General features: G+C 63.0%; 24 protein-coding genes. 3 read left to right on the forward strand and 21 right to left on the reverse strand.

The features are described from left to right. Positions 1–42 precede the first annotated feature (42 nt). The 20 genes from ACP7EW_RS02715 to ACP7EW_RS02810 form a co-directional block, all read right to left on the reverse strand. Complete coding sequence (locus ACP7EW_RS02715) at positions 43–816, reverse strand: OmpA family protein (RefSeq protein WP_038846319.1); 774 nt, start codon at positions 814–816, stop codon at positions 43–45. A gap of 10 nt (positions 817–826) precedes the next feature. After that, positions 827–1219 carry a DUF4398 domain-containing protein gene (locus ACP7EW_RS02720; RefSeq protein WP_033900064.1) on the reverse strand — a complete coding sequence of 131 codons (393 nt, stop codon included), beginning with the start codon at positions 1217–1219 and terminating at the stop codon, positions 827–829. A 163-nt stretch (positions 1220–1382) separates the two neighbouring features. Then, the gene (locus tag ACP7EW_RS02725; RefSeq protein ID WP_426215125.1) at positions 1383–1817 is read right to left on the reverse strand and encodes a RidA family protein; all 435 of its coding nucleotides are present in this window, start codon (positions 1815–1817) and stop codon (positions 1383–1385) included. Positions 1818–1828: 11 nt separating this feature from the next. Next, the gene (locus ACP7EW_RS02730; RefSeq protein WP_426215127.1) at positions 1829–3412 is read right to left on the reverse strand and encodes a flavin monoamine oxidase family protein; all 1584 of its coding nucleotides are present in this window, start codon (positions 3410–3412) and stop codon (positions 1829–1831) included. A gap of 12 nt (positions 3413–3424) precedes the next feature. Then, positions 3425–4348, reverse strand: coding sequence for an ABC transporter substrate-binding protein (locus ACP7EW_RS02735; protein WP_038846314.1), 924 nt, complete (start codon positions 4346–4348; stop codon positions 3425–3427). An 18-nt stretch (positions 4349–4366) separates the two neighbouring features. Further along, positions 4367–5140 carry an amino acid ABC transporter ATP-binding protein gene (locus ACP7EW_RS02740; RefSeq protein WP_033900057.1) on the reverse strand — a complete coding sequence of 258 codons (774 nt, stop codon included), beginning with the start codon at positions 5138–5140 and terminating at the stop codon, positions 4367–4369. Continuing rightward, on the reverse strand, positions 5133–6098 hold the full coding sequence (locus ACP7EW_RS02745; RefSeq protein WP_426215130.1) for an amino acid ABC transporter permease: 966 nt from the start codon (positions 6096–6098) through the stop codon (positions 5133–5135). The genes ACP7EW_RS02740 and ACP7EW_RS02745 overlap by 8 nt, the downstream gene beginning before the upstream one ends. A 16-nt stretch (positions 6099–6114) precedes the next feature. Next, complete coding sequence (locus tag ACP7EW_RS02750; RefSeq protein WP_426215132.1) at positions 6115–8508, reverse strand: TonB-dependent receptor plug domain-containing protein; 2394 nt, start codon at positions 8506–8508, stop codon at positions 6115–6117. 1108 nt (positions 8509–9616) lie between these two features. Then, positions 9617–11728 (reverse strand): type II secretion system secretin GspD, encoded by a 2112-nt coding sequence (gene gspD / locus ACP7EW_RS02755; protein WP_426215134.1) that lies wholly within the window; start codon positions 11726–11728, stop codon positions 9617–9619. Positions 11729–11733: 5 nt separating this feature from the next. Next, entirely contained in the window at positions 11734–12252 is a 519-nt protein-coding gene (locus ACP7EW_RS02760) for a hypothetical protein (RefSeq protein WP_426215136.1), read from the reverse strand. Then, the gene (gene gspM / locus ACP7EW_RS02765; protein ID WP_033903056.1) at positions 12249–12851 is read right to left on the reverse strand and encodes a type II secretion system protein GspM; all 603 of its coding nucleotides are present in this window, start codon (positions 12849–12851) and stop codon (positions 12249–12251) included. The genes ACP7EW_RS02760 and gspM overlap by 4 nt, the downstream gene beginning before the upstream one ends. Next, positions 12826–13818 carry a PilN domain-containing protein gene (locus ACP7EW_RS02770; RefSeq protein WP_426215138.1) on the reverse strand — a complete coding sequence of 331 codons (993 nt, stop codon included), beginning with the start codon at positions 13816–13818 and terminating at the stop codon, positions 12826–12828. Before ACP7EW_RS02770 ends, gspM begins: the two co-directional genes overlap by 26 nt. Then, positions 13815–14516: a type II secretion system minor pseudopilin GspK gene (locus ACP7EW_RS02775; RefSeq protein ID WP_426215140.1), complete on the reverse strand. Its 702-nt coding sequence runs from the start codon at positions 14514–14516 to the stop codon at positions 13815–13817. The genes ACP7EW_RS02770 and ACP7EW_RS02775 overlap by 4 nt, the downstream gene beginning before the upstream one ends. Further along, entirely contained in the window at positions 14513–15082 is a 570-nt protein-coding gene (locus ACP7EW_RS02780; RefSeq protein ID WP_426215142.1) for a prepilin-type N-terminal cleavage/methylation domain-containing protein, read from the reverse strand. Before ACP7EW_RS02780 ends, ACP7EW_RS02775 begins: the two co-directional genes overlap by 4 nt. Further along, positions 15079–15411: a type II secretion system protein gene (locus tag ACP7EW_RS02785; RefSeq protein WP_061449051.1), complete on the reverse strand. Its 333-nt coding sequence runs from the start codon at positions 15409–15411 to the stop codon at positions 15079–15081. Before ACP7EW_RS02785 ends, ACP7EW_RS02780 begins: the two co-directional genes overlap by 4 nt. Then, on the reverse strand, positions 15408–15833 hold the full coding sequence (locus ACP7EW_RS02790; RefSeq protein ID WP_426131794.1) for a pilus assembly FimT family protein: 426 nt from the start codon (positions 15831–15833) through the stop codon (positions 15408–15410). Before ACP7EW_RS02790 ends, ACP7EW_RS02785 begins: the two co-directional genes overlap by 4 nt. Positions 15834–15840: 7 nt before the next feature. Beyond that, positions 15841–16230: a type II secretion system protein GspG gene (locus tag ACP7EW_RS02795; RefSeq protein ID WP_016978124.1), complete on the reverse strand. Its 390-nt coding sequence runs from the start codon at positions 16228–16230 to the stop codon at positions 15841–15843. A 13-nt stretch (positions 16231–16243) separates the two neighbouring features. After that, positions 16244–17440: a type II secretion system inner membrane protein GspF gene (gene gspF / locus ACP7EW_RS02800; protein ID WP_269131306.1), complete on the reverse strand. Its 1197-nt coding sequence runs from the start codon at positions 17438–17440 to the stop codon at positions 16244–16246. Beyond that, positions 17437–19098, reverse strand: a complete 1662-nt coding sequence (gene gspE / locus ACP7EW_RS02805; protein WP_426216366.1) for a type II secretion system ATPase GspE — start codon at positions 19096–19098, stop codon at positions 17437–17439. The genes gspF and gspE overlap by 4 nt, the downstream gene beginning before the upstream one ends. 252 nt (positions 19099–19350) lie before the next feature. Continuing rightward, on the reverse strand, positions 19351–20391 hold the full coding sequence (locus ACP7EW_RS02810) for a LacI family DNA-binding transcriptional regulator (RefSeq protein WP_426215144.1): 1041 nt from the start codon (positions 20389–20391) through the stop codon (positions 19351–19353). Between the two features lie 208 nt (positions 20392–20599). Here ACP7EW_RS02810 and ACP7EW_RS02815 point away from each other — a divergent pair, with 208 nt between their 5' ends. Genes ACP7EW_RS02815 through ACP7EW_RS02825 form a run of 3 tightly spaced genes read left to right on the forward strand, consistent with a single transcriptional unit; the run spans position 20600 to position 25043 of the window. Beyond that, entirely contained in the window at positions 20600–22789 is a 2190-nt protein-coding gene (locus tag ACP7EW_RS02815) for a TonB-dependent receptor (RefSeq protein WP_426215146.1), read from the forward strand. Between the two features lie 2 nt (positions 22790–22791). Beyond that, positions 22792–24123: an LLM class flavin-dependent oxidoreductase gene (locus ACP7EW_RS02820; RefSeq protein ID WP_426215148.1), complete on the forward strand. Its 1332-nt coding sequence runs from the start codon at positions 22792–22794 to the stop codon at positions 24121–24123. After that, positions 24120–25043: a sulfonate ABC transporter substrate-binding protein gene (locus ACP7EW_RS02825; protein WP_426215150.1), complete on the forward strand. Its 924-nt coding sequence runs from the start codon at positions 24120–24122 to the stop codon at positions 25041–25043. Before ACP7EW_RS02820 ends, ACP7EW_RS02825 begins: the two co-directional genes overlap by 4 nt. A gap of 20 nt (positions 25044–25063) precedes the next feature. On the opposite strand, the gene fecE is transcribed toward ACP7EW_RS02825, so the two are convergent. Then, positions 25064–25855, reverse strand: a complete 792-nt coding sequence (fecE, locus tag ACP7EW_RS02830) for a Fe(3+) dicitrate ABC transporter ATP-binding protein FecE (RefSeq protein WP_426215152.1) — start codon at positions 25853–25855, stop codon at positions 25064–25066. Between the last annotated feature and the right edge of the window lie 2 nt (positions 25856–25857).

Genomic DNA, 25857 nt, shown 5'->3' on the forward strand with positions numbered 1-25857 from the left:
GCAAATACCGTTATCCGAGTACTGCATAACGATCTGTCAGGCTCAGCGACGTGCGCTGACCGCCGAAGCGTCGTTGGACACGATCACTTCCACACGGCGATTCAACTGGCGTGACTGTGCGCTCTGGTTATCAGCAACCGGGAACTGCTTGCCGTAGCCGATGACGGCTATCCGCTCGATCCCCACGCCGAGTCGTTGCAAACCACGCGCGACCGCTTGGGCACGTCGCTCGGACAGGCTCTGGTTGTAGGCATCGCCTCCCACGCTGTCAGTGAAACCCTCTACCCGCACCTGACGCTCCGGGTTCTGCACCAGGAAGTTCGCCAGCCCCTGGAAGTCCCGCTGGCTGCCGGCTTTCAAATCGGCCTTGCCGGTGTCGAACAGCACGTCGCCAAAGGTGATGACCTGGCCACGTTCGGTCGGCTGGGCTTTCATCGCCTGCAAGGCCTTGAGCTGCGCGGTGCGCACGTCGAGCTGCACCTGGGTACGGTCGACCGCGATGTTGTCGAGCTGGGCATCGGTCTTGCGGCCGACGATGGTCTGCTCGGCCAGGGCGATTTTTTGCGTGGCAAGGTAGGCGAGTTGGTCGAGCTGTGGGTCGGTACGGTCGTGCAACGACACCTGGTTGGCGCGGTCCAGCGCGTTGGAAGCGATACGGGTTTCAACCGCCGCCAGGGTGTTGGATTCCGGCTTCTGCTGCAGGCTGGAGAACTGGCTGCGCGCTTGCAGCAATTGCGGGTTTTCCGGCGGCGTGGCGCAACCGGCAAACGCCAGGCTCAGGGCCGAAAGCACAGGAATGAAAAAAATGGCACGCATGGCTGGATCCTCAGTGGGTAGTCGCGGGGGCGTTGAGCATTTCCTGCTTGAGCACCTGAATGCCCTCTCGCGCCTGCTTCAAGACCTGTTGTTTACGCACGGCATTGGCCTTGGCCTCGGCCAGGCTGGCGTCGGCTTCGATCTGGTCGGCCAGGGCGTCCACCTCGACGTACTTCATTTCACCGATGGCCTGGTCCATGCGCGCCAGCTTGTCCTGGGCGGTTTTCATTTCCAGCGGTGCGAACTGGGTGGCTTGCGCCGCCAAGGCCCGCCCCACCGCATCACGGGCCAGGGAGATCTTTACCGCCGGCGGCTGCGGCGTGGCACAGCCTGCCAGTACCCCGGCGACAATCACGGCCCAGGCCGAGCGGCGCAGGCGTTGGCTCACACTGGTCATCTTCATGTGTTGACTCCTAAGCATGTTCTTACGGCTGCCGGGCGATGGGAGCGGCCCCGCCGTATCGCTTGTGTTCAAGCGATCGCGCCATCCTAGGAGGAAAAATACAGGCTGGAAGAATGAAAAATCCCACCTAGTTGTGGGATTTTTCTCAGAGCAAGGGTAAGTCTTACGACGTACGCGCAGCGACCGCCTCAACTTCAATCAACGCACCGGGTAGCGGCAGCGCCACCACTTGCAACGCCGTACGCGCTGGCTTGTTCGGCTGCTCAGGGGTGCCAAAGAACTGCGTATAGCCCGCCTGCAAGCCAGCGAAATCCAGCTTGCCGCCCGTCTCTTCGGCCCCTACCAGGAACACCCGCAACTGCACGATATCGCCCAGGTCCAGGTCTTGCTGGCGCAGGATCTTGCGCAGCTTGTTGAATACCGACACCGTCTGCACTTCGGTCGTGCCATAGGCGGCTGGCGTGCCCACCGGGGCGTTTGCGTCGTGCAGGTCGGGCAAGGTGCCACTGACAAAAATCAGGCTGGCAGAAGCCGGTACGGTGACGGTCTGCGAGATCGGAAAATCGCCGACGCTGGTGCGTTGAATGCTGTCGCTCATGATGAATCTCCTTATGACGCGGCAAGTGCCGCGCTGTGCTGTTGCTGGATAACCCGCTCGGCCAGTTGCCCGACCACATGGCGCGCCGAGTTGGCCGCCGATTCCTGCCAGATGCCTACGCCGCTTTGCACCAGTCCATCGCCGGCGAAATACACACGGCCGTGGCCGGCTTCGAGCAAGGCGCTGGCGTCGGCCGGGAAGTGTTCGCGTTGCAGCCACGGGCCTTCGCTGTAGGGGATCTGTTCCCAGGACACTGCCAGCGGGTTGCGCAAGTGTTTGGAATAACCGGGGTGCAGCAGTTCCACGGCCTCTTTCGAGGTGGCGTACTGCTGGTCGAAGGGTTGCGCACCAAATACGTCGGCGCCCTCGCCGGTCACGTAGCCCGCTACCAGCAAGCCTTCGCGGGTGTTGAGGTCGTTGCTCGGGTACCACAGCAGGCGTGCCGGGTGTTCGATCCACGACAGGCCGCCGTAGGTGCGGTAGTCGGTTTCCCAGAATCGCGGCGACTGCCACGCCACTTTGGTTGCCTGGTCGCTGCGGGTGCTGAGCAAGGCCGCCTTGATCGGGTCGCTGAAGTCGGTGTCGAGCTTGGCCAGCAGCGGCAGCGGCAGGGTCGAGATCAGGTAGTCGGCGCGCACCACCTGTTCGCGACCGCTGAGCTTGTCGTGGTACGTCACCGCTACGCCGTCTTCCAACTGACGGATCTGCCGCACCTGGGCGCCTAATTGCACATACCCCTGGACGCGCTGGTAGAAGGCATCCGTGATGCGGTCCATACCACCGACCGGTTGGAACATGGTGGCGGAGAACTCCGGGAATTCCGTGTGCAGTAACGCGCCCCACAGTTCCGGGTGCAGCAGTTGATCGAGTGATAACGGGCGACGACTGGCGGGCAACGCGCCGGGATGGGCAGGCGACTCCAGGTGCCCCGAACGGATCGTGCCCTCAAAGGCCAGCGCCTGTGACAGGTCGCCATACACCTGCAGGAACGCCAACAGCCGCGTGCGCTCCTCAGCGCTCAACACATCATCGAGGGCATCGCGCTGCACCGCCTTGGCCAGCAACCCGGACACCTGCCCCCGTGCATCGTTGATGGCCTGGCCGACGGTGAAAGCCGGCTTGCTCACATCCGGCCGCACTTGGGCACCATGGCTGCTGTTGACCAGCACTTCTAGCGGCACGCCAAGTTCGCTGCAATAGTCGAGAATAGTGCGGTGCTGGCTCGGGATTCGTGCCGGGCCCGCATTAAAGTAATGCCCTGGGTCGAACGCAGCTGTTTGCGAGCGGCCGTCCTTGTAGTCCACACGATCGCCGTTGCGGATAGTCCAGGTCCGGCCACCCACGCGGTCACGCGCCTCCAGCACTTGCACCTCGAACCCGGCGCGGGTCAGTTCCAGTGCCGTCACCAGCCCCGCGATGCCAGCACCCAACACCAGCACGCGGGTGCCCTGCCCCAGGCCCGCCTTGAGTTTCAGCGGTTGCGGACGGCGGTGTGACGACGGTCCCAGGCCCAATGCCGCCAGTGCCTCCTTGACGGCCTGTTCGCCGCCTACCGCAGCAATGCTCGACAGCGCTTCACGTCGTGTCAGTCCCATGTTCGATGCTCCTTAATCCGGCAGGCCCGGTGGGTTGATCAGCGACGTGTCGACGCGCTCGATATCCAGGCCCCAGCGTTGCAGCACCTGTTCGTATTGACCGCCGGCAATCGCGCCTTCCAGGGCGGTGTGGATCGGCTTGACCAGGCCGTTGTCCTTGCGCGTGGTCACCGCGATATCCGCTTTCAAAGGCCAGCCACCATTGACCGTGCCGACAAGCTTGATACCGCCGGTGATTGCCGCCGAATAGGCGTACACCGAGTTGGGCCCGAACAGCGCATCGCTGCGCCCGGATTGCACCGCCAGTTGCGCGGCGGCCTGGTCGTCGAAGTACTGCAACAGTGCCGGCTTGAGCCCGGCTTTTTCATTGGCGTCGTTCCAGGCCAGCAGGACCTTTTCCTGGTTGGTGCCGGAGCCGACGATGATCTTCAGTCCGGCAATGTCCTCGGCCTGCTTGATCGCGCTGATCTTGCTGGTGCTCTTCACATAGAACCCGAGCACGTCCTGGCGGTAAGTCGCGAAGTCGAAACGCTTCTTGCGCGCCTCGGTCACCGTGACGTTGCTGATCACCGCGTCGTACTTGCCCGAGCTGACGCCCAGGGGCCAGTCTTCCCAGCTGGTCTGCACCACGTTGAGTTGCAGACCCAGGCTGTCGGCGACCAACTGCGCTGTATCGGCCTCGCTGCCGATGGTGGTCTTGTCGTCATTGGCCAGCAGCGCCAGGGGCGGCCCGGCCACACCGGACACGGCCACAGTGAACTTGCCCGGCTGGGCGAACTTGAAGCCCGGCGGGATCTGCGCGATGGCCGCTTCGTTACGCGGTACATGAATGCGCGGGCGGTCGGGGCTGAGGTCGACCTGTTGCACGGCGAATGCGCTTTGCGCAGTGCTGACGGCCAGCGTCAACAGGGCGATACGAGCGGTAGAGATAAGCATGGGCAGTCACTCCTTGAACTAAAGCACCTTGCCGAGAAAGGCCACAGTGCGGGGATGTCGGGGTTGGCGGAAAATCTGTTCCGGCGGGCCTTCTTCGATCAACTGGCCGTCGCAGAGGAACACCACGTGGTCGGCCACTTCACGGGCAAAGCCGATTTCGTGGGTGACGATCACCAAGGTCACGCCCAACTGCGTCAGGCCCTTGATCACGTCGAGCACTTCGCCCACCAGCTCCGGGTCGAGGGCCGACGTGGGTTCATCGAACAGCAGCACTTTGGGGTCGAGCGCCAAAGCGCGGGCGATGGCGACACGCTGTTGCTGGCCGCCGGAGAGCTGGCGCGGGTAGGCATCGACCTTGTCCGCCAGGCCGACCTTGGCCAGCAGCTCGGCCGCCTTGGTCTGGGCTTCGGCCTTGCTCCAGCGTTTGTGGGCCAGGGGCGCCTCGGCGACGTTCTCCCAGGCGGTGAGGTGCGGGAACAGGTTGAAGTTCTGGAACACAAAACCCACGTCGATGCGGCGCTTGAGAATCTCGCGTTCTTTCAGCTCGTAGAGCAGGTCCCCTTTGCGGCGATAGCCAACGTATTCACCGTCAATGGTGATATGCCCGCTGTCGATCTTCTCCAGGTGGTTGATGGTGCGCAGCAAGGTGGACTTGCCCGAGCCGGACGGCCCGAGGATCACGGTGACCTTGCCGGGGTCGATGGTCAGGTCGATGTCTTTCAACACCTGTTGGTTGCCAAAGCGCTTGCCCACGCCCTGGATCTGGATGCGCCCGGCGCGAGCTTCACTCATGGGTTTTCTCCTTGACCCAGCGGCGTATGCGTTGCAACGGCGTGGGCGGCAGCACCCGTGCCGTGCCACGGGCAAAATGGCGCTCGACGTAGTACTGCGCGCTGGTCAGCACGGTGGTGATGATCAAGTACCAGACCGTCGCCACGATCAGCAGCGGGATCACCGCCTGGGTGCGGTTGTAGATGACCTGCACGGTGTAGAACAGCTCCGGCAAGGCCAGTACGTAGACAATCGAGGTGCCCTTGACCAGGCCGATGATTTCATTGAAGCCCGACGGCAGGATCGAACGCAGCGCCTGGGGCAGAATGATCCGAAAAATCCGTCGCGAGGCCGGTAAACCCAACGCTGCAGCGGCTTCATGCTGGCCGGCATCGACACCGATCAGCCCGCCGCGAATGATCTCCGCCGCGTAGGCCGCCTGCATCAGGCTCAAGCCCAATACGGCCACGGTGAATTGGCTGAGCACGTCTACGGTGGACCACTCAGCGAACACCACTGAGGTGAACGGCACGCCGAGCACGATGTGGTCATACAGGTAGGCAAAGTTGTACAGGATGATCAGCACCAGCAGCGCCGGCATCGAGCGGAAGAACCAGATATAGCCCCAGGCCAACGCCGCCAACAGTGGTGAGCCCGACAGCCGCGCCAACGCCAGCGCCGTGCCAAGAACGATGCTGAACACCGTGCTGAGCAGCGTCAGCAGCAGCGTCTGCCCCAGCCCGCGCAGCACCGACGGCGAGAAAAACCACTGGCCGAACACGCCCCATTCCCAGCGCGGGTTGGTGGCCAGGGAATGCACGATGGCCAGCAGCACCAGCGCTGCAAAGATCGACCCGGCCCAGCGCCAGGGGTGCCGCGCAGGCACCACTTGCAGTGCCTTGATCGGCGTGGAGACACGGGCCTGGCGCACCGGGCTGGGCGAGTCAATCAGGTCATAGGATTTGGCGACGATGGGCATGGTGAATTCCTCGGCCTCAGAAGGCATAGGTCAAGCGGGTGTAGTAGTACCCGCCGGTAAAACCGTAGGGCGAATAGACGCCATAGCTGCTGACCATGGTGCTGCTCGGCACCCCTTGTTTCTTGGGGTAGATGTCGAACAGGTTCTTGGCGCCGACAGCGATGTTCAGGTCCTTGGTGAGGTTGTAGCCAAGGTCGAGGTCGGTGATCCACTTGGCGGCGTAGATACGGTCCAGGTTGCGATTGGCCGACGAGTTGACCTCTTTGTAGGAGCCGTAGCGGGTCAGGGCCAGGTTCACGTTGAAGCGGTCGATACTCCAGTCGCCACCGAGGATCAGCTTGGTGCTGGGCTGCACGCCGGTGATCAGGTTGCGCGCCTCGCGGTTCATCAACTCGTAGGAGGTGCCCAGGATATTGGTGGACTCCTTGTAGTTGAGGATCCGCGTCTGGTTCCAGTTGAACGCGGCGGTCCACTTCACCGCACCATACTGGCCGAGGTCCTGGCTGTAGTTGCTGACCAGGTCGAGGCCTTTGGTGCGGGTGTCGGCGCCGTTGATGAAGTACTGGCCGCCGGAAGTGGAGTTGATGCCATTGTTCTGTAATACCTGGGTGATCTCGGGGCCGAGCAAGGTGCCGGTGAGGGTGATGCGATCGCGCAGGTTGATCACGTAGGCATCGGCGGTGAAGCTCAAGCGATCAGTCGGTGTGAGAGTGAAACCGAGGCTGAAGTTGGTTGAGCGCTCCGGCTTCAATTCCTGGGCGCCGAGGGCTTGTGCGGCAGCAGAGCCTACGGGCAGCACGCCGTAGTTGATCGACTGATACACGCCGTCGACCACGCCATAGGTGGTCGACCGCGCACTGAACAGGCTGTTGGCCAAAGACGGCGCGCGGAAGCCGTTGCTCACCGTGGCGCGCACGGCGAATTGCGGGTTGAAGTCATAGCGGGTGGTCAACTTGCCGCTGCGGGTGGCGCCGACGCCCTGGTTGTAGTGCTCATAGCGAAACGCCGTGCCGACGTACCAGTCCGGCACTGGGTTGAAGCCCACATCGACATAACTGGCCAGGCTGTTGCGCGAGGCGCTGCTTTCTTCATCCGGCGAAATGCCGTTGGTGACCTGCGCGCCCGACGACGCGCAATTGCCCGGCGCCACGCAGTAGCCGCCATTGGCATAGGACTCATAGTCGCCGGCCTGCACCTCGTAGGTGTCGCGCCGATGTTCGAAACCGACGCTCAGGTCCAACGGCTTTTGCAGGCCAATATCGAAGCCGCGCTTGAAGTCGAGGTTGGTGGTCAGCTCGGTGGAAATCCAGGTGCCGGAGGTGAAGTGATTCGGCGTGGCCTCGCCCAGCGATGGGTTCTGGTTGTGGGTGGTGCCCTGCTCCGCGTCGTTGCGCCCATAGGTGGTGGACAAGTCCCAGTCCCACTCGCCTACCGTGCCTTTACCGCCGAATGCCGCCTGGAAATCGTCTTCATCAATGAACCAGGTCGGCGTGTAGCCACCGGGGTAACCGTTCGGCCCGGTGGTGATGGTGTTAGTGATGGTCGGCAGACGGAAGTTCTGGCCCTGCTCGGCCTTGCGGCGTGAATAGGTGGTGAATGAGTACAGGCTGAAGCTGTCGTCGATCGGCAACTCGGCGTTGTAGCCCAGGGTCAGCAGGTTGGTCTTGGGCGTGCCGTAGCCGCCGTACGTCGAGCGTCCGGCTTGCTCGTAGGCTTGCGCGTAGGTGTAGCCGTTGGCGCTGGCCTTGTTGTCGTCATTCTGGCTGCGGGCGTCCAGGGCCAGTTGGACAATGCCGCCATTGCCGATCTCGAACCCCTTGTTGAGGCTTTGTTGCACGGTCTGTTTCTTGCCGTCATACCCCTGGCCGACGTTGGTTACCGAAGTGCCGCTGGTGTCGGCCTTGAGGATCACGTTGATCACCCCGGCGATAGCGTCGGAGCCATATTGCGCGGCGGCGCCGTCGCGCAGGACTTCCACGTGGTCGATGGCGCTGATGGGGATCAGGTCCAGGTCGGCCGGGGCCGCACCGGTATTGATGCCATTGATATTCAGGGTGGCCGCGGTGTGACGGCGCTTGCCATTGACCAGCACCAGCACTTCGGCGGCGCTCAGACCCCGCAGGTTCGGGGCGCGGGCGATGCCGCTGGCGTCCCAGCCGGTTTTTTCCGGCAGGGTCAGCGATGGGATCACGGCGCTCAGGGCTTCCATGAGGCCGGGCTTGCCGGTGTTCTGTAATTGCTTGGCGCTGACCACATCGATCGGCACCGGGCTGCTGGTGACGGTGCGTTGCTCGGCGCCGCGGTTGCCGGTGACCACGACGGTGGACAGGGTACTGTCGTCCTGGGCTTGGGCGGTGTTGGCCAGGAGGGCCAGGGCCAGTGCGGCGGTGGGTTGTAGGGCTCGCTTCATAGGTATTCCTGCGTTTCCAAATCGCGGAGTCGGGCAGTTACGCGGGCGGGCGCGGTGCTCGGTTTTTTTTGGGGTGTCGGGCGATTTGGGAAGCTAGGTGTGGGGCGAGGTTTGAATTGGCAACATGCGTTGAACTCCCTTCCAACGATTCTGCTGCGGGGGTGTCAGCGCAGAATCCGAATCTAGATTGGTACCATCCGAGGTCAGGGGTAGGCTGTTGAGTTCAAACATAACGGAATGGATTTTAAAAATATAATGCTATTTGGGCATAAGCTAATATTCTTGGATTTCATTATTTGCTTGATGATTTATTCGTATTGGTAATGTTTTTTTTGCAACTGGCCGAGAGTACATATCCGTTGCTGCGGTAACGGCCGCTTATGGTTCCGCTCTTACAGCGGGTCACTTTTGGAAGAGCGCCAAAAGTAACCAAAAACGCTTCGCCCCAACACTCGGTACCTCGCCTAGGCTCGGTATGCCCGTAATCCGACAGTGATTTGGGGGGCCGCCGCCACGCGCCATCCATGGCGCGGGGCGGCTAAACCGGCATCCCTGCCGGTTTACCCCCCAAATCCCTGCCGAATTCCGGCCAGCGTGTTTGACGGGGCGCCTAAGATCAAAATCAAAAGCAAGAGCACAGCGGCCTGACAGCCGGCTTGAGTGGTGTAGAGCAAAGGCAAGGGCAAACGCGGTCCCTTGTAGGAGCTGGCTTGCCTGCGATGGTAATTAACGGTGACGCGGGTAACCAGACAAAACGCGGCGTTCTCATGTTTTTCGCCGGCAAGCCGGCTCCTACAGGGACCGCGTATCTACGATGCGAAGCGAGTCGCTTTTGATTTTGATCTTAGGCGCCCCGTTAAACACGCTGGCCGAACGCAGGCTTGAATCCGTGGGTAACCCGGCAGGACGCCGGGTTAGCCGCGCTGGGCCAAGGATGGCCCATCGCGGCGGCCCACGGATTCAAGCCGGAGTGAGGGCATGCCGAGCCTAGGCGAGGCACCGAGTGTTGGGGCGAAGGCCTTTTGGTTACTTTTGGGTCCTTCCAAAAGTGACCCGCTGTAAGAGCGGAACCATAGGCGGCCGTTACCTAAATAACGGATATGTACACCTACCTACCAGGCCGCAACAACTGCATCTGCTGCCGATAATCATCCGTCACCTGCCGCGCCTGCCCACTACTGGTAATCACCTTAGGCGTAATCAACACAATCAACTCCGTCCGATCCTTCGACTTGCTCGTACTCCCAAACAACCACCGCAACCCCGGCACCCGACCCAGATACGGCACCGCACTCACACTCTCCCCGTTGTCCTGCTTGATCAACCCCCCCAGCAACACCGTCTGCCCACTCTGCACCGCCACCTGTGTCGACACCGAACGCGTCGAAATGCGCGGATTCACCGGTGTGTCGCTATTGGCACTCTGACTCTCGGCATCACTGACCTGCTGCTGAATATCCATGTACACCAACCCACCCGGATTGATCCGTGGCACCACATCCAGAATCACCCCGGTCTGCACATACTCGACACTGCTCAAGGTGGTGTCCGCATCCCCGGTATTCACCGTGGTCTGGTTGATCGGAATGTTGTCCCCCACCTGAATCTGCGCCGGCTGGTTGTTCATCACCACCAGCGACGGCGCCGACAACACCTGGGTACGGCCATTGGTTTCCAGCGCATGCAACGCCACCTGCAAATTCGAACTGACGAACGAGTAGAACAACGAATCCGTCGCCCCCAACCCGGCCCCACCACCGCCCAACGCGCCCTGGCTGCCGGAAGCATTGGCCACGGTGGTGCTGGAGGAGTTGCCCGCCAGCCGCCCCAAATACCACTGCACGCCCAGGTCCAGTTCACCGGTGAGCTTGACCTCAAGAATGCGCGTCTCGATCTGCACTTGCAGCGGCGGGTTGTCGAGGCGTTTTATCGCCGCTTCGATCTCTTTCCACTGTGCCGGACGGGTGCGCACCAGCAACTGGTTGCTGCTCTTTTGCGCGGTGATGCGGGTGCCGGCTTCGAGGGCGTTGGTGGGGGCGACTTCCTTCTCTTCCGGCTCCGGCGCTTCGGCGGCAGGTGGGTTGTTCTGCAGGCCGCCGGTATTGAGCGACGACAGGGTCGTCGTGCGCAGGCCTGGCGCGACCTTCGCCGGTGTGTCGTCCTTGATCGCGCCGGTGCCGTAGATTTGCCGCAGGTACTTGGCCAAATCAGCAGCCTTCATGTTGCGCACGTCGTAGACATACATCTGCGGCTCGTTGCCGCCGCCCTCGTCGATGGTACGGATCCAGTCGCCCACTTCGCTGAGGTACTGCGGCTGGGAAGAAATCGCCACCACCGAGTTGGTCCGCTCAATCGGCAAAAAACGCAGCATGCCGGCCAGGGGCATGCCGCTGTCAGGGCCGAACAGGCTTTGCAACTGGGGCATCAACTCGGCCACGGAAGCCCGTTGCAGCCCGAAGACGCCCACCGACATGCCCTTGAGCCAGTCCACGTCAAAGGTGTCGATGGTGTCCTGGTAGTTGGCCAGCTCATCCGGAGTGCCAGCCAGGCTCAACACATTGCGCGCCGGGTCCACCAGCAAGAACGCGTTCTCGCGGGCGAAGGGTTTGAGCAGTTTCTGCATCTCGGTGGCGGAGATGTAGCGCAGTGGAAACAACCGCGCCGACAGGCCGCTGGACGGTTGCGCCACGCTCATCTGCGGCACCAGCTTGCCCGCCACTGCCTGGTTGGCGGGCAGGATCACGTAGCGATCACCCTGTTTGATCATCGCGTTGTCGGTCCAGGACAGCAGGGTTTCGAGGATCGACAGCGCCTGTTGTTTGTCCACCGGCTTGGAGGTGGAAAAGCTCACGTTGCCTTTTACGCCTTGGGTGATGCTGTAGTTTTCGTGCAGCAGGTCGCCCATCACGCTGTTGATCACCGCTTCAATGGGCTGGTCGGCGAAGTTGAAGACGATATCGCCACCCTCCTCTTTCGCCACCGGCTGCGCTGCCGGCGCGCGCACGAACTGTTGGTTGCCACGGATCAGTTGGCGCTGCGTTGGCGTTTTAACCGCAGGCGGTGGACTGTCCGGCGCGGTGTGCTCGGTCGGCGGGCGTTGCGAGCCGGTGCCTTGCAGGGCTTCGTGCAGCAGGTCGTCGTCCGGATCGAGGCGGTCGGGGAAGGATCCACAACCACTCAGGACAAGAGCGGTCGCCAGGCAAAACGTTGAGGTGCGCATGTCGATCAAGGGAGAGGCTCGCGGGGCAAAGTAATGGGGGGCCGGGTGGACGGCGGCGGTAGGCGCTTGGCGTAGAAGCTCAAGGTTTGCGTGCGGCCGTCCAGGCTGAATCGGGCGGATTGCGGGGTCAGGTGGTCCAGGCGCCAGCCGTTGGGCAAGGCCTGGCCGAGGCGGACCGTCAGGGCGCGGCCGTCGGCCTGCTTGAGCATGGCCATTTGCAGATTGCCGGTGATCATGATGCCGCTGAGGGTCAGGTTGGCCAGGCTGGTGACCTGGGCTTTGCCCACGACGCGATCCGGGCTGCGATCCGGGCTGAACAGCGGCGCTTGCCACGTGGCGGCGAGGTGTTCCAGCGGGACGCTCGGCGCGATCTGCACCCGGGCGGTGGGATGGCCGCGCGTGGGCGCGTCAGGCAGCCATTGCGGCTCATCACCGATGCTGCTGAGGATCACCGCCATCAACACGCCCAGCAATCCCGACAAGCCGAGCAGGCCCCACTCCACGGGGCGTAATCTGCTGATCATGGCGTCACCCGCGCCGGTTGCAGGTAACCGCGCACCAGCAGGTGCACCACCAACTTGCCTGCACCGCCATTGGCTGGTGCCTGCTGGCTGCGGCGGATGCGCAGTTCATCCACGAACAAGAACGGCGGCTGGTATTCCAACTCATGCAACAGCGCTTCCAGCGGTTCGATGGCGCAGTCGAGGGTCAGGCTGACCTTGACCTGGCGATACGGCTCGCCGTCGTCCTGCTCCGGCGTGATGGGCTTGCGCTGGGTCAGGCTGCAACCGCCGCCGAGGTTGGCGTGGCTGTTGATCAGATCGGCAAGGCGCTGCATCAGGTCGGCGGCCACCACGTCGGGGTCATCCCCCGGCAACAGGCTGGTGCTGCTGGCCGGGTCCTGGCGAGCTTGCTCAAGCTGCTGGCGCAGCGCATCACGTTGACGCAACACGCCGGCATAGCGTTGCTGTTGCTCGCGCAACTGTTCGGCCTGTTCGCCCATGTCGCGCAGGGGGCCGGCGAACCAGCTGTCGACCAGCAGCCAGTAGGCCGTGCCGAGCACCAACGCCAACACCAGCAAGGCAGTGCCGCGGCGTTCACGGGGCGTGAGGGGTCGGCGCATCGGTGGCCTCCTGGCGTAGGTGGGCGCGCAAGGCAAACTGGTCCTTGCCGGTGCGGGCATCGGGTTGGATCACCCCTTCGAACTGGGCGTTCTCCAGGCTGCGGCAGCCTTTGATACGGGTAATCAGTGCGCTGGCCTTGGCGCTTTGACCTGAGAGGGAAATCTCGCCGTCCTTGACGTCCAACTGATCCAGCCAGGTGTCGGCGGGCAGGCAAGTGGTCAGGTCGTTGAGTAGCGCGGCCAGGGGCGGTTGCGCCAGTTTGCGCCGGATGAGGTACTGGGCCGCGCCACGGGTATTGAGCAGTTGCTGGCGCAGGGCATGCACTTCGGCGACCTCGGCTTTCTGTTGCTGCACACTGGCGTGCATGGCGTCGATGACGCGTTGACGGTCGTTGAGCCACAGCAGCATCGCCGCGATCAGCAAGGCCCCGCACAACCACGGCAGGCTGCGTTGCAAACCCATGCCCGGCGGACGCTGGCGCGGGCGCAGCGGCGGGGGCAGCAGGTCGATGCCGAGGTTGGCCGCATCCACGCGATGGGGATGCAGGCCGAGCGCGGCGCAGTCGATGAGGATCGGGTCCAGGCGTTCGCGCAGGATCGCCACCAGCGTGACCTCAAGGTGCGTCGGCGTGCGCCGCTCCTGGCGCGCGACGAAGTAGAGTTGGTCGGCCTCGAATGGGGTGTAGCGGTCCAGTTCATAACCCACCACCGTGTTGAGGTTACGCCCGGCGGCCAATGGCAGTTGCACGTGTTGCAGCAGTACGTCATCCGCGCCAAGCATCAGCACCTGGCGCGTGCTGTCCGACGCAACCGACGCCGCCAACGGCCAGTGGTGGATCTGCTCCGGCGGTTCTGGCCGTGCCAGCCAACTCGGCACACAGGCGCGCAACTCCGCGAGCCACAAGCGCCAACCCTGTTGCAGCAGGCTACCGCGCCAGTGTCGGGCGATGGGTTCCAGTCGATTCATTCTTGCCAACGCAACAACCGATAGGGTTGTGCGCTGTCCTCCGATGGGCTCAATAAAACAGTGACTTGCAGCCGCGCCTGATAACCACCGGGGCGCTCAGCGCGGCTGTCGACCACCAGTACTTCGCCAGGGTCGACACCTTCGGCGTTCTGGCGCGGCAGGTTCAGCGCCTTGCGCATCAGCGGGCTGGCGAAGGCGGGATCGGGGCGATCCAGGTCGCTCCACAAGGTGATCTCGGGCAGCAACTGGCTGTAGAGGGTTTGGGTCATGCCAGGCAGTTGGCGCACTTCTTCCAGCACCCGGAACGGCGCCAGGCCTTGTTGGCGGCGTGTTTGGAGAGCCTTGGACAGTTGCGTCGCCTGGGCCGGGGTGGCGCCGCAGGCCAGGGCCAGGCGGGTGAAGTCCTGCGCCTCGGCGTTGATCAGGTAGAGCTTGCCGCGCTCACTGCGCAGGCTGACGTGCAGTTGGGCATCATCAAACGTCAGGGGGATCTCGCGACCATCGGCCACCCAGCGCCGGTCGGTCATGACCAGGGCGATACCGGCTTCGGCGGCCAGCACGGTTTGTGTGTGCTGGCGCAGCCACAGGGCCTGGCGGCTTTCCAACTGCACCCAGCCGGCCAGGCCGCCCAGCAACACGCTGAGCAACGCCAGCACCCACAGCACCAGCAGCAGGGCCGCACCGCGTTGGCGCCTCACTCTTCCACGCTCCCGCTGGACAGGTTCAAGCGCAGGGCAATCACCTGGGTCACCCAGGGCACCGGGCCGTCGACGTTGGCGGCGATGCGCACGGCCGCAGGCAAGCGCCTGGGCCATGGCCAGTCACTGACCCAACCGGTGGGCTGACCCAGCGCAGACACGCCGCGATAACTGAATTGCAGGCCCTCAAGGTGGTTCAGCAACACCTGGGGTTCACGTTGAGAAAACCCGACCTGCAAATCCTGTTCGACCTGTTGCAGGCTGAACCGGTGGATTCCACCACCGAGCACGCCGGGCAAGGTCGAGACGAATTCCAGCCGCTGCGCCGTGCCAACGAAAAACCCATCCCCCTCGCCCACCGCCAGCGGCAACGCCTCGCTGATCGCCGTGCGTAAAAACTGTTGAGCGGCGCGCACTTCGTCCAGGCTCACGGTATACGCCTGGGCCTTGGACACGGCGCGATTGGCACCCAGCAATGCGCCCCCAACCAGCACCAGCAAAACGCCCAACAAACTGAGCACCACGAGGATTTCCAGCAAGGTAAAGCCCTGCTCGCGGCGCTTCACAGGCGCGCCTTCAAGGTGCTGAAACGGGCCTGGTGCGGACCCTCACTGAGGACCAGGTCGAGGCGAAAAATATGGGTTTGTTGTCGGGTACTGGTCAGTTGCCAGCGGATGCCGTCCAGTTCGCCCTGGCTGACGCCGTTGCTCAGTCGCCCTGCAGCCTCCTGATCGAAAATCGTCAGCGCCGCATGGGTAAGCCGATCACTGTGGGCCACCTGGGACAACGAGCGCGCGCTTTGGCCGAACGCAACCAGCAGCACCGTGCTGCACACCGCCATCAGCGTCAGCGCGGCAAGCATTTCCAGCAGCGTGAAACCGCCTTGCCGCTTCATGGCAGCGCCTTGGATTGCACGCTGCCGGTGAGCCAGCCGATATCGATGCGCCAACGCCGGGTGCCACTGGCCACCAACAGATTGCCACCGGTGGAGCTGCCGTCGGGATAGAACTCGACGCCAGGGCCCACCTGCTCCGCAGTGTGCAGCGTCACTTGCAGCTCGGACGGCCACCGTTGCAGCGCACGTCCCGGCGCCTGGAACGTACGGCCTTCCATATCGAATGAAGTCCGTGCCGCCTGCCCGCTGACTATCGCCCCCGCCCGCGTGGTGCGCAGCGCCTCCACCATCTGCCCCACAGCGCGGCGTTCTTTTGCCGCCTGCAGGCCCTGGCGTACGCCCAGCCCCAGCAAGCTGGCGGCGAGGCTGATCAACAGGATCACCACCAGCATCTCCAGCAGGGTAAAGCCGCGCTGGAACATGGCGGCGTTACTCCCAATTGCCCAGGTCGGCGCTATAACCTTCGCCACCCGGTTGGCCATCCTGGCCGTAGAAGATCAGGTCGAAGGCGCCGTGCTCGCCGGGAAAACGATAGCCGAAGGCATGCCCGAACGGGTCCTTGAGGTCTGACGGTTTGGCATAGCCGCCGGGTCTGTCCACCAGCTGTTGCAGGCTGGTGGGTGGTGCGCCGACGTCGAGGGCGTAGCTGTCGATCTTCATGCTCAAGCTGGCCAGTTGCGCCTTGCCCGCGCCGTACTTGCCCTTGTCCACATTGCCGCCGACCTGGCGCACGACAATGGTGGCGACGATGCCCAGCAGCACGATCACCGCGAGCATTTCCAACAGGGTGAAACCGCTTTGGCGGCGGGGTTTTCTCATGGGTCAAGCTCCTTCATATATTGCTGGTCAGGCTCATCAGCGGCAGCATGATCGCCAACATGATCACCGCCACCAGCACCGCCATGACCACGGTCAAAGACGGCACCAGTGCGGCCAGCAGGCGGTCGATGCCGCGCTTGGCTTCGACGTCGAAGATGTCGGCCACCTTGAGCAGCATGCTGTCGAGTTCGCCGGCCTGTTCGCCGACTTCAATCATTTGCAGCGCCAGTTCGGGCAACAGCGGCTGGCTGCCAAACGCGCTGGCGAGGGTGCCGCCGCCTTTCACCGATTCCGCCGCATGCGCCACCTGAGCCTGCAACGCGCGGTTGGTGCAGACTTGCCGCGCGATCACCAAGGCGTGCAGCAACGCCACGCCGTTGCTGAGCAGCGTGCCGAGGGTACGCGTCAGGCGTGCCGCCTCGACCCGTTGCAGCAACGGGCCGATCACACGGATGCCGAGCAGGCGTCGATCGTATTGTTCCCGAAATGCTGGATTGCGCAGGCGTACGGCCCAGCACCCACCGCCGACGATCAGCCCGGCCAACACCACCAGGCCATAGGCGCCAAGGAACTCACCCAAGGCCAGAATTACTTCGGTGATCAATGGAATCGGTACGCCCAGGTCCTGGAAAATCGGCACGAACTGCGGCACCACATACGCCAGCAACAACGCCAGGGAACCGAGCACGCCCACCACCAGGAAGGCAGGATAGATCAGCGCATTGATCACCTCGCCGCGCAGCCGCTCGCTGCGTTCCAGGTAATCGCTGAGCTGACGCAGGGTACTTTCCAGCGCGCCACCGGCTTCACCGGCACGCACCATGCTCAGGTACAACGGTGAGAAGCTGCCGCCCTCTTGTTCCAATGCGGCGGACAGGGGTTTACCCGCCTTGACGTGATCGCGGATGCGTTCGATCAGTGCACGCACCTGGGGTTGGCCGGGTTGCTTGAGCAACAGTCCAAGGGAACGCTCAAGGGGCTGACCGGCACCCAGCAACGTGGCCAGTTGCTGGGTAAAACTCACCAACGCCGCGCCCTTCAACTGCCCGCGTGGGTTGCGCAGCAAGGGGCTGCCGGCAGCTTCAATCTGCAACAGCAACAGGCCGCGCTTGTGCAGGGCCGCGACGGCGGCGACTTGATCCTTGGCTTGCAGCGTACCGTTGTGCGGCACACCGTGGCTGTCCAGGGCGCGGAACTTGAACAGGCTCACGCGCCGTCCCCACGGGTAACGCGCAGCACTTCTTCCAACGAGGTAATACCCGCCAGCGCTTGGCGCAGTCCCTCTTCATACAGGGTGCGCAAACCAGCGCGGCGAGCAGCCTGTTCCAACGTGGCGGCATCGGCGTGACGCATCAACAGGCCGCGCAGTTCGTCGTTCATCACCAGCAGCTCGGTCAGGGCACTGCGGCCGTGATAGTCACCGCGATAGAGCAGGATCGGCCGTTGTTCGGTCAGACGATCCAGCCCATGTTCTGCGATCAGTTCCGGCGGCGCTTCAAAGGCCACGCGGCTGGCCGGGTCCAGGCGCCGCACCAGGCGCTGGGCGAGAATGCCGCTGACGGTCGAGGCGATCAGGTAGCTTTCCACCCCCATGTCCAGCAGCCGCGTGATACTCGCCGCGGCGCTGTTGGTGTGCAGGGTGGAAAGCACCAAGTGACCGGTCAGCGACGATTGAATGGCGATGCGGCAGGTTTCCAGGTCGCGGATCTCGCCGATCATGATCACGTCCGGGTCCTGGCGCACGATGGAGCGCAGCGCCCCGGCGAAGTCCAGGCCGATGGCGGGCTTGACCTGGATCTGGTTGATGCCTTCGAGCTGGTACTCCACCGGGTCTTCCACGGTGATGATCTTGCGCTCGGCGGTGTTGAGCCGCGACAGCGCGGTGTAGAGCGTGGTGGTCTTGCCGGAACCGGTGGGCCCGGTGACCAGCAGAATGCCGTGGGGTCGTTCCAGCAGGTCGAGGAAAGTGGCCAGGCGCTGGCCGTCGAAGCCCAGGCTCGGGAAGTCGAACTGCACGGTTTGCCGGTCCAGCAGGCGCAGCACCACCGACTCACCGAAACTGGTGGGCACCGTGGACACGCGAAGGTCGAGTTCCTTGCCCTGGATACGCAGCATGATGCGCCCGTCCTGGGGCAGCCGACGTTCGGCGATGTCCAGCCGCGCCATGATCTTCACCCGCGAAATCACCGCCGCCGACGAACTGGCCGGCGGCGCTTCGGCGTCGTGCAGTACGCCGTCGATGCGATAGCGCACCTTGAGTTGGTTTTCGAAGGGTTCGATATGGATATCCGAGGCGCGCTGCTCCACGGCGCGTTGCAGGATCAGGTTGACCAGGCGGATCACCGGCGCTTCGGAAGCCATGTCCTTGAGGTGTTCGATATCTTCCTGGGTGCCGCCCTGCTCATCGAGGTTCTCGATCAGCGTGCCCATCGCCGAGCGGCCCTGGCCGTAGTAGCGCTCGATCAGGGTATCGACTTCGTTGCGCGGGCCGATCGCCAGCCACACCGGCACCTGGCACGCATAGGCCAGGGCCTCGAACGGATAATGTTGCGCAGGGTTGGCCGCCAGTACCCGCAGGCCGTTGTGGTTCCAACCCATGGGCACCACTTGATAGTGACGCATGAAGCGTTCGGTCAGTGCAGGCAAGGGATCGAGCAACGGCGGTGCGGCGTCGGCCAGCAGCAGCGGCGCGTCGAGCAACGCGGCCCAGGCACGCGCCAGTTCGACTTCGGAGACCAGGCCCAAGCGCGTCAGCAGGCTCAGCAGGTCGTCCGTGGACAAGCGTCGGGCGCGCTCCAGATCCACCGTTTTCAGCCCGGCATGCTGCATCAGCCACGCGCACACCTGTTCGGGGTGCGGGATTTGCATCTGGCAGGCATCGATAGGCGCTGACGACATAATGTTCAGGTATCTAGTGTTGCGAGAAAGTATGGCTATTTGAAACTACGGAAACATGCCATTAGTTAGCCACAACCCCGTATAGAGTAAGCCGGGGTTATCGACTGGAAGTTATAGACCTAGTTCCTGAAGGAGGGGAATAAAATAAACATAAGCGCCAAGACACTCGCGCCAGAGCCTTAGCAGCTAATAGCCATCACTCGACTAGTTGCAATTAGCCACTTAGGCGCTTTCACGCGCGATCAAACGGCACTCCAATAAATTCAAACGCGTTACTTCATCTTCTACAGGCAGCACACCCAAACTTTCCAGGACACGCGTGGCGGCCAATACACCTATTTCCAATGCGGGCGGTTTGATCGTACTCAGGCTCGGCAGCAGCATTTCGGCGAACGGGTAATCGCCGAAACCGAGCACTGCGCACTGCTCGGGGATCTTCAGTCCGGCCCGCTGCCCAGCCAGCAAACCACCGGCCGCCAGGTTGTCATTGGCGAAGAAGATCGCATCCGGCGGCGTGGCATGGCTCATCAATACTTCCATGGCCTGTTTACCCGCTTCGAAGGGTGCGCGATCTGGGTCGGGAGAGAAGACCCAGGGCTGCACACCCAACGCGATCAAGGTCGCGGCGAAACCCTCGCCCCGCTCCATGGCGCTGAAGTCCCCGGCTGCACTGTTCTGCACGAAAGCAATGCGCCGATAACCCTGCCCATGCAGATAGCGCGCAGCGGTGACGCCCACTTCGAAGTGGGAAAACCCGATCTGCAACGGTGCGCGTTCGGGCACGTAGTCCCAGGTTTCTACCACCGGGATATCCACGTCGGCGATCATCTTTTCAGTCGCCGCGCTGTGGAAGCGGCTGGTCAGCACCAGCGCCGCCGGCGACCAGCCAAGGAACGCACGCACCGCGCTCTCTTCCTGCTCGGCGCTGAAGTAACTCGACGCCAACAACAGTTGATAGCCATGCCGGCTGAGGGTGTCGCTGAAGCCTTGGATGGTATTGGCAAAGATCGGCCCCGAGATGTTCGGGATCACCATCGCCACAATGCGCCCACGCGCCGACGCCAGCCCGCCGGCCACCAGGTTGGGCACATAGCCCAGCTCGGCCACCACCCCGGCGATGCGCTCGCGGCGCTCGGGCGACACCTGCTCCGGCTGGTTGAAGTAACGCGACACGGTAATTGCCGACACCCCGGCCTGACGGGCCACGGTGCTCAAGGTGACACGCCCGGCGCCACGGCGTTTGCGCGGTTTGTCTTCGCTCACGGGATGATCCTGTTAAAAACCAAAAAGAATATAGGACTAATTTTTCAGTATTTGACGTTCTAAACCAGACCTACCAATAATGCCGATGTTAGCGCTAACAAGGCGCGTTGTCTGCTACTCGCTCGAGCGAATGCCAAAGACATTTCACAGGCGCTGACGGTCGCAAGAACCGCAGCGGTTCAGGGCATTCTTTTCGAGCGGGCACAGCATGCACAACTTCCAACGCAGCACTTTCCTGATCCTGGCCGGGTTGACCGCCCTTCCCGCCCCCGGTGCCTTTGCGGCCGATGCGCAGGAGCCGACACTCAAATCGGTGACCGTCACCGCCACCCGCCGCGAAGAATCACTGCAAAAAGTCCCGGTGGCCGTCTCGGTCCTCGATGGCGAACAGCTGGAGCGCGACAACCGCAACGGCGTGGCGAGCATCGCGCAGCAGGTGCCGTCGCTGAACTTCCGCACCGGCGCCTCGAACAAGGACACCTCGTTGTTCGTGCGCGGCGTGGGCACCATTTCCACCTCCCCCGGCGTCGAGCCGACGGTGGCCACGGTGATCGACGGTGTGGTCTACGCCCGCCCCGGCCAGGCCACCCTCGACCTGCTCGACCTGGAACGCATCGAGGTACTGCGCGGCCCCCAAGGTACGCTGTTCGGCAAGAACGCCTCAGCCGGCGTGCTGAACATCACCAGCAAGGCGCCCACTGCTGAAACCCACGGCTATATCGACCAATCCTTCTACAGCGGCAACGAAAGCCGCACCCGGTTCGGCATCGGCGGCAGCCTGGTGCCGGATGTGCTCAAAGGTTCGATCAGTACGCTGTTCGGCAGCTACGACGGTAATGTCGACAACCAGCACAATGGCCAGGAGGTCAACGGCTACAACCACAAGGGCATTCGCGGCAAGTTGGAATTCACCCCCAACGACGACTTGAAACTGACTCTGATCGCTGACTACATGCAGTCCCACGACGACGCGCCAAATGGCGTGGTCAGCAAGTCCCTGTCACCGGCATTCGCCAACGCATTGCGCCCGGTGCAGGCGTCCAGCGACAACCGCGACATCAACACCGATACCCGCAGCCACGTGGAAGACACCAACAAGGGCCTGTCCGCCCAGTTGGACTGGAACCTCGGCGACTACACCCTGACGTCGATCACCGCCTGGCGCGGCTGGGACAACACCCAATACCAGGACGGCGACCGCCTGGGCACCGTAACGGCCGCCTTTCCCGGTACCGCCGACAAAGGCCAGTTGGAGTTCAACCAGTACTCCCAGGAACTGCGCCTGGCCTCGCCCAAAGGTGAGTTCCTGGAATATGTCGGCGGCCTGTTCTACATGCACGGCAAGGACGAAGAAACCTACCAGCGCACCCTCACGACCACCACGCGCACCGACCGTGGCATCGCCGACTACAGCACCACCAACGACAGCTACGCGGTGTTCGGCGAGACCACGCTGAACTTCACCTCGCGCTTTCGTGGCATCGCCGGTCTGCGCTACACCCACGATGACCTGAAATACGATCACCGCCGCGTCTCCACTTCGGCCACCACGGTCAGCGGGATTCAACCGGCCACGTCCAGTTCCGGTTCGGTGGACGAAGACGGTTGGTCCGGGCGCCTGGGTGTGCAGTACGACATCAGCGACAGCGTCACCAGCTACCTGACCTATTCGCGCGGCTACAAAGGCCCGGCTTACAACGTGTTCTTCAATATGCAGCCGCGTGACACCGACGCGCTCAAGCCGGAAACCTCCAACACCTGGGAAGCCGGGATCAAGGCCACCGCCTGGAACAACCGCCTGACCACCAACTTGGCGGTGTTCCACAGCGATTACGACAACTACCAGGCCAACTTTTTCGACACGGTCGCCGGGCAAGTGGTGACGCGCCTGATCAACGCCGGCAGCGTCAGCACCGAAGGCGTCGAGCTGGATTACGCCTTGCAGGCCACCCAGCAACTCAAGCTGTCCGGTGCCCTGGCCTACACCCGCGCGCGCATCGATGAATTCGCCTGCCCGGCCGGTGCCGCCGCAACCTGCAACGTGAATGGCAAGCCGCTGCCCTTCAGCCCGGACTGGAAAAGCTACGTGCGCGCCGACTACACCCTCCCGCTGGATAACGGCCTGGACATCGAACTGGGCACCGACTACAGCTGGCAGAGCGAAGTGCAGTACGACATCAGCCAGAACCTCGACACCAAACAAGGCGCCTACGGCATCTGGAACGCCAGCGTGGCCCTGGCCGACTACAGCAATGGCTGGCGCGTCGCCTTCCTGGCGAAGAACCTCGCCGACAAATCCTACTCACCGCTGCTGGCCAGCGGCGGCAACTACATCTACCGCGCCGTGCCCCGTGACGACGAACGTTACTTCGGCGTGCAACTGCGCAAGGATTTCTAAGCATGAGCCGTCAACTCAAACTCGGCGCCTTTCTCATGGCCACCGGGCACCACGTCGCCGCCTGGCGCCACCCGGACGTGCCGGCCAATGCCGGGCTGGATTTTGCCCAGTACAAGCATTTGGCACGGGTGGCTGAAGCGGCCAGGTTCGATACGCTGTTCGTGGCGGATAGTATTGCGGCGGCCACGGGTGAAATCGCCAGCCATATGGCGCGTTCGGATCACTTCGAACCACTGACGTTACTCGCGGCGTTGAGTGCGGTGACGGACCACATCGGCCTGATCGCCACGGCGACCACCACCTACAACGAGCCCTACCACGTGGCGCGCAAATTCGCCTCGCTGGATCACCTGTCCGGCGGCCGTGCCGGCTGGAACCTGGTGACGTCGGATGCCGCCGCTGAAGCGCAGAATTTCGGCCGCGATGAACACCTCGGCCATGCTGAGCGCTACAGCCGCGCCAGGGAGTTTCATCAGGTCGTGACCGGGTTGTGGGACAGCTGGGAAGACGATGCCTTCGTGCGGGACAAGGCCAGCGGCAACTACTACGACCCGGCGAAGCTGCATGTGCTGGACCATGTCGGTGAACATTTCCGCGTCAAGGGCCCGCTGAACGTGGCGCGCTCGCCGCAGGGCCACCCGGTGATCGTGCAGGCGGGTTCATCGGAAACCGGCCGTGAACTGGCGGCGCAAACGGCAGAAGTGGTGTTTACCGCGCAAACGTCGCTGGAAAATGCGCAGGCGTTTTATGCAGATCTCAAGGGGCGCCTTGAAAGATACGGGCGTGAGCCGGATTCGCTGAAAATCATGCCAGGGGTGTTCGTAGTGGTCGGCCAGACCGAGGCCGAAGCCCAGGCGAAATTCGAGGCGTTCCAGGACCTGGTCGAGCCCGAAGTGGGCGTCGCCCTGTTGGGCCGCATGCTGGGTAATTTCGACTTGTCCGGCTACCCGTTGGACGGGCCGTTGCCGGAGTTGCCGCTGACCGACAGCGGGCAACGCAGCCGTCAACAATTGCTCAGTGACCTGGCTCACCGCGAACACCTGACCCTCGCCCAGTTGGGCCGACGGATTGCCGGCGGGCGCGGGCATTACAGCCTGATCGGCACGCCCGCGCAGATCGCCGATGAGCTACAACGCTGGTTCGAAAACGGCGCTGCCGATGGTTTCAACATCCTGGTGCCGCACCTTCCGGGTGGGCTGGAGGATTTCGCCCAATGGGTCGTGCCGGAGCTGCAACGGCGCGGCCTGTTTCGCACCGAATACACCGGCGCCACCTTGCGTGAAAACCTCGGCTTGGCGCGCCCCGAAAACCGCTTCAAAAAGGATGATGCATGAAGATTCCGGCGCTGTTACTCGCCCTGCTGGCCGTCACTCAAACCGCACTGGCGGCCGACCCCACCACCTTGCGCATCGGTTACCAGAAAGGCTCTATCGCCCTGGTACTCGCCAAGGAACATGGCCTGCTGGAAAAACGCTTCCCGCATACCGACGTGAAGTGGATCGAATTCCCCGCTGGCCCGCAGATGCTGGAAGCACTGAACGTGGGCGCACTGGACGTTGGCTCGACCGGCGACATCCCGCCACTGTTCGCCCAGGCGGCGGGTGCGGACCTGGTCTACATCGGCGCCGAACCGCCCAAGCCCAGCGCCGAAACCATCCTGGTGCGCAACGATAGCCCGTTGCATTCAGTCGCGGACCTGAAGGGCAAGAAAGTCGCCTTCCAGAAGGGTTCCAGTTCCCACAACCTGATCCTGCGCGCCCTGAACAAAGCCGGCCTGAGCTACAAGGATATCCAGCCGGTGTACCTGCCACCTGCCGATGCGCGCGCGGCGTTTGAGCGCGGCAGCGTGGATGCCTGGGCGATCTGGGAGCCCTATTCATCCTTGGCGTTGAGCCAGAGCCCCAGCCATGTGCTGGCCAATGGTGAAGGCCTGGGTTTATCCGGGCCGGTGTATACCGCGCGACGCGACTATGCGAAGACCAATGGCGTGTTTGTACATGACCTGCTCGATGAGCTCAGCGCTGCCGAAGCGCTCACCCGCAGCCAGCGTGAAGACAGCTTGAAAGTGCTGACAGGGTTTATGGGGCTGCCTGCCGAGGTGATTGCGCGTTACATGGATAACCGCCCGCCTTCGCCGATCTTGCCGATTGACGACACGATCATCGCGGCGCAGCAGGCGACGGCGGATCTGTTTTATCAGAACCGCCTGTTGCCCAAGGCAATCGACGTGAAGAAAGCAGTGGAAATCAACTGAACTCCCACATTTGACCCGCGTCAGGCTTGAAAACGGGTGCTTTTTTCAACCACGCACATCGGTGTGCCGGACACCGGTTCATTGATGATCTGCACCTGCACATCAAACACCTGCCTCATCAACTCAGCAGTAATCACTGCCTGCGGCGCACCATCAGCCACCAACTTGCCGCCGTGCATCACCGCCAGGTGGTCGGCATACCGACAAGCCTGGTTGATGTCGTGCAGCACCGTGATCACGGTCTTGCCTTCAGCGGCCAGTTCGCCCATCAAGTCCATGAGTTCGACTTGATGGCTGATGTCGAGGTAAGTGGTGGGTTCATCCAGCAACACCACCGGCGCATTCTGCGCCAACACCATCGCCAGCCAGGCGCGTTGACGCTGGCCGCCGGACAGATCGGCCAGAGCGCGATCAGCCAACACGTCCAGTTCCAGACGCTGCATGGCTTGGGTCACGTGAGTTTGATCACTGCCGCTCAAACGCCCCCACAGCGAGTTATGCGGGCTGCGGCCATAGGCGACCAACTCGCGCACGCTGACGCCCTCGGGCACCGGCAGCACCTGCGGCAAGAACGCGATCTGCCGTGCCAATTCGCGGGCAGATAGGCTGGCATAGGCCTGGCCATCCAGCGTCAGTTCGCCCTGGGTCGGTTTAAGGATGCGCGCGAAGGCCTTAAGCAGGGTCGACTTGCCGCAGCCATTGGGACCGATCAAGGCGGTGACCTTTCCGGTCGGCGGCGCAAAGGACAGGCCTTGCATGATGCGCGTGGTGCCGTAGCCGATATCCAGCTCGCGTGCGTGAAGAATACTCATGT

Origin of the sequence: Pseudomonas sp. DWRC2-2 (genome assembly GCF_049897885.1) — a bacterium.
Taxonomy (GTDB): domain Bacteria; phylum Pseudomonadota; class Gammaproteobacteria; order Pseudomonadales; family Pseudomonadaceae; genus Aquipseudomonas; species Aquipseudomonas azotoformans_A.